The sequence below is a fragment of the Bacillus sp. SJS genome (assembly GCF_000732485.2).
In the GTDB taxonomy this organism is placed as follows: Bacteria; Bacillota; Bacilli; order Bacillales; family Bacillaceae; genus Metabacillus_B; species Metabacillus_B sediminis.
Genome location: NZ_JAQV02000034.1, coordinates 1 through 8536 on the forward strand (window position 1 = coordinate 1; position 8536 = coordinate 8536).

General features: G+C 41.3%; 7 protein-coding genes. All 7 read right to left on the minus strand.

Features of this window, described 5'->3' with window-relative positions:
- Positions 1-188: 188 nt before the first annotated feature.
- Positions 189-929 carry a type I methionyl aminopeptidase gene (map, locus tag AS29_RS20680; RefSeq protein WP_035413634.1) on the minus strand — a complete coding sequence of 247 codons (741 nt, stop codon included), beginning with the start codon at positions 927-929 and terminating at the stop codon, positions 189-191.
- Positions 930-1073: 144 nt separating this feature from the next.
- Positions 1074-1994, minus strand: coding sequence for a hypothetical protein (locus AS29_RS20685; RefSeq protein WP_231890003.1), 921 nt, complete (start codon positions 1992-1994; stop codon positions 1074-1076).
- 80 nt (positions 1995-2074) lie between these two features.
- The gene (locus AS29_RS20690) at positions 2075-3526 is read right to left on the minus strand and encodes an MBOAT family O-acyltransferase (protein WP_035413635.1); all 1452 of its coding nucleotides are present in this window, start codon (positions 3524-3526) and stop codon (positions 2075-2077) included.
- Positions 3527-3726: 200 nt separating this feature from the next.
- A complete protein-coding gene (locus tag AS29_RS20695; protein WP_035413638.1) occupies positions 3727-5121 on the minus strand; it encodes an AMP-binding protein in 1395 nt (464 codons plus the stop codon).
- Positions 5114-5362: an acyl carrier protein gene (locus AS29_RS20700; protein WP_035413640.1), complete on the minus strand. Its 249-nt coding sequence runs from the start codon at positions 5360-5362 to the stop codon at positions 5114-5116. Before AS29_RS20700 ends, AS29_RS20695 begins: the two co-directional genes overlap by 8 nt.
- A 550-nt stretch (positions 5363-5912) precedes the next feature.
- Entirely contained in the window at positions 5913-7265 is a 1353-nt protein-coding gene (rlmD, locus tag AS29_RS20705) for a 23S rRNA (uracil(1939)-C(5))-methyltransferase RlmD (RefSeq protein ID WP_231890004.1), read from the minus strand.
- Between the two features lie 70 nt (positions 7266-7335).
- On the minus strand, positions 7336-8220 hold the full coding sequence (locus AS29_RS20710) for a DNA-3-methyladenine glycosylase family protein (RefSeq protein ID WP_035413642.1): 885 nt from the start codon (positions 8218-8220) through the stop codon (positions 7336-7338).
- Positions 8221-8536 lie beyond the last annotated feature (316 nt).

Genomic DNA, 8536 nt, shown 5'->3' on the forward strand with positions numbered 1-8536 from the left:
GCTCTGTTAAAGCCTGATATTGATTTTTAACACCTGTTGATTGGAGTGGAAGGCGTGAGACTCCTGCGGGAGCAGCGGGACAGGTGAGACCCCGCAGGCGCAAAGCGGCGAGGAGGCTCAGCGCCCGCCCCGCGGAAAGCGAACGCCTGCAACGGAAATCAACAGCCAAAGTTTAACAGAGCTTTTTATTAAAGAGTTAAAATAACCGGACCGTTTTTCGTTAGAATAATCGTATGTTCCAGCTGGGCAACATAGCTCTTTTTAGTAGCAAAGGTCCAGTCATCTTCCAATTGGAACACTTCTTCTTCAGCGGTTGAGATAAATGGTTCGAAGGCAATGACCATCCCTTCCTTTAATATCTCATTATCCCATGGATCATTAAAATTTAAGATATGGTCAGGGGCTTCATGAATCGTGCGTCCAATCCCATGTCCTGTAAGGTTTTTGATAACGGTGAACCCATGCTCTCTAGCTGTTTCGAACACGGCTTTTCCAATTCTGCTCTTTTTGGAACCGGGTTTCGCTTTCTCCAGGCCTGCTTCAAATGCCTTCTTCGCAGTTTCACATAATCTCGTCAATACTTCTTCGCCTTTTCCCACTACAAACGAGATTCCTGTATCGGCAAAATAACCGTTCTTGGAAGCAGATACATCAATGTTGACGAGATCGCCTTCCTGGATCACCCGGTCACCCGGAATCCCATGTGCCACTTCTTCATTCACGCTAATGCACGTAAACCCTGGAAAATCATATTCGCCTTTTGGTGCTGATAATGCACCTGCTTTTTCAAAAAGTTCCCCTGCCAAATCATCCAGTTCTTTTGTCGTTATGCCAGGAACCGTCCGCTGCACCAATTCTTCCCGAATGGACGCAACAATTTTGCCGATTTCCTTTAAACCGTTGAAATCTTCTTCTGTTTTCGCAATCATGTTTTCTACCTCGTTTTCTTTTTTTCTTCTATACAGTCATTATTCCTTTGTTTCCTTTAAAATACCAAGCTTATGCTTCAGGATCAATCTGCCGTCCCCGCGCTTTCCTGATTTAACTCTAAATAATTTGGTGATTTAACCCTTTTATAAGTAGCCCCTTTTCTTTAGGTCTTCGTATACTATCCAAGAGAACTTTCTTCTCCCCTCGCTGTTTAAATGATCTGGATCGATAAAATATTCTTTTTTGTCTACGAATCTTCCATCACTCATATAATTTAATAATGGGACATCTAAATTAAGAGCTTCTAAATGCTGAAAAACGAGTCTACTCATTACTTTTTCATTGAAATAGCCTAAATAAGACCGATGTACGGGCTCCATGGTCAATACAACTTGGTAGCCTTTCCCGCTGCAAAAATCTACAATCTCTCTTAACTGATTTACATTTCGTTCAATGTTATTGTTTTCAACTGCTTCTCGGTACTGTTCTTCTATTTTTTTTAACTTTCTCCCCGAATAATTTTTACCGTTATTTGCCCAAGGCTGATGAGAATTCCATTTTACTTTTTTCAATTTACCCGCGACCGCAGAATTAAAACTCCCACTATTTGTCCCGGGTAAGTACAAGTAACTGTAATAATCAATTAGATTAAACGGTTCAATTTCATTACGATCTAAGACTTTATAATAATTTCCAATGTTCTTAGCCTCAGAATTGGCGAAAGTAATTTGAGAGATGGAAACGAGAACTACACCACCAGGTTTAAGATACTTGCCATACTCTTTCAGCAATTTAAAGTCGTATTGAATGGTCTGAGAAGGAAGCGCTAAGTCCAGATGGGACAAACCAGTCGGCTTAAAATAATAACCATACATTGAATGAGATGCACCTAGATTGATGATATCAACAGGATATGGATGTTTCTTAAATGCCAGTATCGTATGGTCTATATTGTAATCATAAGAATCCTTCACAAAATTATTTACTGGCATAAACAGCAGGATAACAACACCCATGATAATTGTTAACTTGATGAATAATCGTCCCATAGCAAATCCTTTCAACATTGTGTTTCTTTTACCATAATTCCTGCATGGCTAAAGTGTAAAATGCACCTAAACTTCACATGGAATTTGTATCTCGATTAAAATCCCCCATAAACAAATCCATTACCAGAAACACCAAATACAAGGACTGAAAAAATGAGGAAAATATAAAATGCAAATCTAGTGAATATTGAGTGCTTCGATAGAAATTTCCAAGTTGAAACATGGTTTCTTTCGATATACTGAAATAGTTGTAGAATACTAAAGAAAAAAATGAAAAGTAGTAAATCCAGTAACGGAAAAATTTCAAAAGCTTTAAATATTCCCACCGGGTTCCAGGAGCTAATGGTTAAGAAAAGCTTTGCATAATCAAATGCTTGTGCTAAGGAATCCGATCGAAAAAAAACTCTGGAAAAGCAGACTAGCAGGAAGGTTATTGCAATTTTCACCCACATATGGACCACTGGAATTCTATCCAATTGAATATATGAAGTAATGCTTTGACGAAGAGACTTAGTAGCATCTCCAAACACGCGATAAAAACCATGAATTAGACCCCATAAAACAAAAGTCCAAGCGGCTCCGTGCCAAATTCCGCTCACTAAAAAAGTAATCACAATCGCTAAATAAATTTGACTTCTCTTCTTTTTCCCCTTACATAACGGGAAAAAAATATAGTCCCTAAGCCATGTTGAGAGCGTTATATGCCATCTGCTCCAAAAATCTGAAATCGAAACGGCGAAGTGCGGCTGCTTAAAGTTTTCTGTCAGTTTTATTCCCAGCATTCTTGCACAACCGATGGCAATGTCACTGCATGCTGAAAAATCAGCGAACAATTGTATCGAGAATAAAATAGTAGCTAGAACGATTTGTGAACCAGTCGGGTTAGGACTATCGTAAACACTAGAAACTATTGGAGCTATACGATCTGCAATTAAAGTCTTTTTGAAAAAACCCCATGCAATTCGCTTCATCCCATAGACTAAATTTTCATAATTTAAATGATGTTCAACTTTCAATTGTGGAATTAATTTTTTGGCACGTTCAATTGGCCCAGCAACCAATTGTGGAAAGAATGCAAAATATACCGAAAAATAGCCGTAATGTCTTTCAGCTTTTTGTTTTCCATAGTAAATATCCACAAGATAACTCACTGCCTGAAATGTATAAAATGAAATAGCTAAGGGCAGGACGATCTCTTGGTAGGGCATGGTATAATTCCGATCCATGAATTCTGCCAACGCTCGAAGCGAGTCATTTACAAAATTAAAATATTTAAACCAACCGAGAAAAAACAACAATACGGAAATACCAACTAGCATGGCTTTTTTCTTCTGTTTTTTTGTCTCCTGTTTTTCAATCATAATTCCAGTAACATAAGTAAAAGCTGTGCTTCCAAGTAGTAATAGTATAAATTGAATACTTAAACTTGCGTAAAAAACGTAACTCGCAACTAATAAAAGAACCCATCTCAATCGATGGGGGATTAAATAATTCAAAAAAACGGTTATTGCGATAAATAGAAGAAACTCAATTGATATAAAAGTCATCCAATCACCTGATAATAAATCACTTTATATTTTTTCTGATCCAAAAATAATCAAAGCTGCAGTAAATTGTACAATATGTCGACTAACGCTTACATATACTAGTGTGAATTCATGTTACTCCAATCTTTCACCTAGAAGGTGGTACACGCGGTTTTAGGTCTCCGTAATTAATTCCTGATACTGGTTAAGGTGTCTATAAATTATCCATGTTTCGGAAGGTTTGAATAGAGGATTTTTCCGAAATGATTACGTGGGATTTCCTCAATTCTCATAATCTTAAAGCCCTTTAAGTTTAATTTTTCCTTGATTATTTTTTTTATCTGAACATAATCTTCTTTTAATGTGTAAATATACATTTGGTCATCTGTTCCAGCACAGATACAATCATGGCCATGCTCATATAAAAATGCTTCTACTTCATCAAGGCTGATACGGTTTCCATAGACTTTAATCATTCTTTTGATGCGGCCCGTTATAAAAAAATACCCATCCTCATCAAAATAAGCCATATCTCCGGTACGCAAAATACCGTTATTCTCATCTTTTTTCGAAAGATCGAATAACGACTCAGCATACCCCAAAGAAACATTTGGACCTTTATATATCAATTCGCCCATCAAAATAGGCGCTGTAATTTTGTTTCCCTTGTCATCTTGAAGAATAAGTTCTCCACCTGGAATGGCGATGCCAATACTTCCGGCTTTTTTAAGATTTTCTTCATATGGCAAATAGGTCATCCGCGCTGTAGCCTCAGTTTGACCGTACATAGTAAAAAACTGAATCCCTTTCTGATTACAGAAATGAGCAAATTTTCGCGATAGAGTTTCGCTTAATTTCCCACCTGCCTGAGTTAGTTTTTTTAAACTTGGAAGATTAAACTCTTCAAACTTCAGCCTATCAAGCATCTCATACATGAAAGGAACTCCACCAAAAGTTGTTACTCGTTGCTCCTTACATAAATCCCAAAACTTCTTTTTCATGATAGATTCGTCCGTTACAATAATTGCGGCTCCGCATATGAAATGGCTGTTAATGATAGAAAGACCATATGAGTAATTCATTGGAAGTGTTGTTATAGGTTTATCGTCTACATTGATGTCAAGATACTTTGCTATTGATTCAGCATTTTTAAAAATATTTTCATAACTTAAACGAACAAATTTGGGACTCCCAGTACTTCCAGAGGTTGTTAAAAGGAGGGCAAGATGTTCATGAAGATCATGTTGGAAATAGGTCGGACATTTAAATAATGTGTAATCTCCATATACAAAAGAACTATCCATTATCTTTAAAAGATCTTTATTTTCGCTGCTCGCCCAGATGTATACAGGCTTATAAAGGTTAATCAGCCGAAGTAACCGATCAATATGAATGGATGCATCCAAAAGCACGGGGACAACACCACCTCTAATAAAGCCTACGTAGCCAAATAAAGACTCTTTATTATTTGAACATAAACAAAAAACGAGCGTCCTTTCACCTACTTTACCGCAGATAGCATCAGATATTTCTAACATTTCAGAGTAAGAATATTCTCGGTCAGCATATGCAGCGGTGCGGTTCCCAAACTGCTCCATTTTTTTGAAGCTATTCATTAATAAAGTCCACTCCCAAACGTTTCAATAGCTCAATTCCCGACTGGTAAGAATTGAATTCTGTCATCCATTCTGAATCTAATGAGACATCAAATACATCCTCAATCTCAGAAATGAGTGCCATATGTCCGATTGAATCCCATTCTGGCGTTGCTCCAAGGACTAAATTCTCGCATACAGCATCTTCCTCTATATCCAACGCATTAATAAAAGCATTTCTATATTTTTCGATATTTCTCATTATTTACATCCTTTCAATCATTTCTGTCTCTGCATCTAGGTGAAGAAATACTTCCTATATCTAAAAATTACCAGTATCTGGGCAGGATATGATTATTCACTTGGGAATCATAAAAACTTCAGCTCGATTTCTTAAATAGTCAAAAAAGCACTCCAGCTTTCAAAAATTATTTTGGATAATCGTAGAAGATATCATGAACAATGCGCTACTGGTATATAAAATTTTCTTTGACACACCACTATTTTCACACTATCAATACCTCTTATTGATAATAGTTATCATTCCAAATTTGATTCTAGCATATCGCCTTTTTAAAAAGCAAGAACTCTAGCAGACTGGTAAAATGTGTTATCTCTTTTCGAGTCATGTATCCTTTTTTGTTCTATACTTTTCTTGTGAATTGCTCTGAATTTTTACATCGAGTGATGAATCGAATTGAAGTAAAAAAACTCCAACAAATAGAAGCAGGTTCCCCCTTAAAGGGTGACCTGCATTCTTTTAAAACTATTTGTGCTTCTACCTCAACACGGCATGGACTATGATAGCAGATTTACTTGAGAACTAACTGAGAGACACACTCCACATGCGCAGTCTGCGGAAACATATCCACCGGCTGCATATACTCCACCTTATACTCCTTCGCCAAATACTCCAAATCCTTCGCAAGCGTAGACGGATTACAGCTCACATAGATAAATTTCTTCGGTTTTACCTTTTTAATCGTATCCAACAGAGCACGATCACACCCGGTTCTCGGAGGATCAACGACGACGACGTCTGGTTTCCAGCCTTCTTTGGTCCATTTTGGGAGCCAGTGTTCGGCGGTTCCGGTTACGTAGGTGGCGTTGATGCCGTGGTTTTTGGCGTTTTTGTTGGCGTCTTCGATGGATGCTTCGATGACGTCCATACCGCGGATTTCTTTTGCTCCGTCAGCAAGCCACAGGCCGATTGTTCCGACTCCGCAGTAGGCGTCGGCGATTTTTTCTTTGCCGGTCAGGGCGGCAGCTGTTTTCACTTCATTGTATAGCTTTTTCGTCTGCTCGGGATTGAGCTGGAAGAAGGCTCTTGGCGAGAGCTCGAAGGACAGGCCTCCCATTGTCTCGTCAATCGTTCCTTTTCCTTTCAGCTTCGTCGACTTATCACCAAAAATCATCGACGTTTTGCCCGGGTTGATGTTTTGAACGACGGACTTCACTTCCGGATGGCGTTTCATGATTTCATCGGCGATCAGGTCTTTCCTTGGCAGGTTGTTTTTCTCCGTAACTAAAACGACCTGTACCTCTCCGGTTTCGATTCCCGCTCTCGTGACGATGTTCCGGATGACACCGGTGCGCTTCCGTTCGTCATACGGCTCGGCCTTGAAATCCTGGAGAATCTGTTTCACGCCTTGTGTCACTTTATCCGTTGCCGGTGTCTGCACCATGCAGTGGTCGATGGCGACAAGCTGGTGGGAGTTCAGGCCATACAGCCCGGCCACAAGCTTCCCGTTTTGCTGGCCGACCTGGAACTGGCTTTTGTTCCGGTAATCCCATGGGTTGTCCATGCCGATTGTTGGACGGATGTCCAGTTTCGATACATCGAATTTCGTATGGCGCTCCAGTGCCTGAATGAGGATATCGCGCTTTTCCTTCAGCTGCTGCTGATAGTCAAGATGCTGAAGCTGGCAGCCTCCGCATTTGCCGAAGTACGGGCATGGCGCTTTTACCCGGTGCGGTGAAGCCTTCCGGATGTTTTTGATTTCCGCTTCCGCGAACTTCGGCTGGATCTTCGTGACTCTTGCCACGACTTCTTCCCCCGGCAAGGCGCCTGCGACGAAGACGACCTGCTTTTTGAAATAGCCGACTCCTTCTCCGTTGATGCCGAGTCTTTTTATCGTTAACGGGAAGGTCTGTCCCATTTCCATGTGAATGTTGGATGGCTGCTGGGCCGGTTTTGGCTTCTGGTTTTGTTTATTCATTTGATGGCTGCTCATGTTAACGCTCCGTTCTTTTTTCAATGCTCCGCCATAAATACAGGGAGGCGTAGCTCAGGTATGGCTCCCACTCTTTGCTGTAGGTCAGCATGTCTTCCTTTGTCGGCTTTGCGTCCAGGTTGAAGTGCTGCTTCAGGGCATTTTGAATGCCGATGTCTGCAATCGGGAACAAATTCGGCCGTCCGAGTCCGAACAGAAGGATATTCTGTACCGTCCACGGTCCGATGCCTTTTATTTTAATGAGTTCATTCATAATCTCTTCATCTGACTGGTCATGAAGCTTGTTCAAATCGAGCTCCCCGCTTGCAATCATCGCAGAAATGCCCGTAATATACTCCGCTTTCCGCCCGCTGAACTGCAGCTCCCGGAGTTCTGCCACGGGGATCGCCGCTGATTTCTCCGGATGGGGATGGAACCAAACGCCATCCACCTCTTCCCCATACGTTTTCACAAACCGCATCGTCAGCGTCATCGCGAACGACATATTGAGCTGCTGATGGATGATGCATTTAATGAGGCTTCCGTACAGACTGAAATCCAGGACAAGCGGTGTCCCCTCATGCTCCTCAAAAATCTGCGCAATCGCAGATGACTTGAAATGCTCACCAATCGCCGACAGCTCCCGGTCCCACTGAAAAATCCGGCGCACTTCCTTCAGCGCCTCACTTTTCACCGCATCCTTTTTGCCCGACACCGTAAAGGCCGGCGCCTGCTTGCTCCCGGTCGCCTGAACCGTGATTACATGCGGCTCAAATCCGTTCAGCCGGAGCGGAACCTTCACATACCGCTCATTCAGGTCAAGCGTATTCAGCGGATCTATTGCCAGTCTTTCCAATACCCGGTCAAAATCATAAGGAGGTTTTACCTGAACCTGTTCCTGCCACATACGGAATCCCTCTTTTCGTGCCTGAAATAGTGATTGTATTATAGCATAGTTTGGGGTGGGAGCTGAAAGAGGTGGCGAGGTGTTTTTTGCACTGACCCCCATTCCCTCACCGCAACGGGGGTCAGAGGAGGAGCGCCGTTTTTTCTTATCCTGAATGGGATTGGATGGTGCGGGGACGGAGTTTTAGCGCTTTATCAGAGTGGGGGTCAGTGCCACTAGCGTTGCACGCAAGGGTTTAAATTGAATATATTCAATAATTTTACAGTTGATTTGATGAGAGGAATGAAAAAAGGAGAGTATGGACAGTAAATGACCT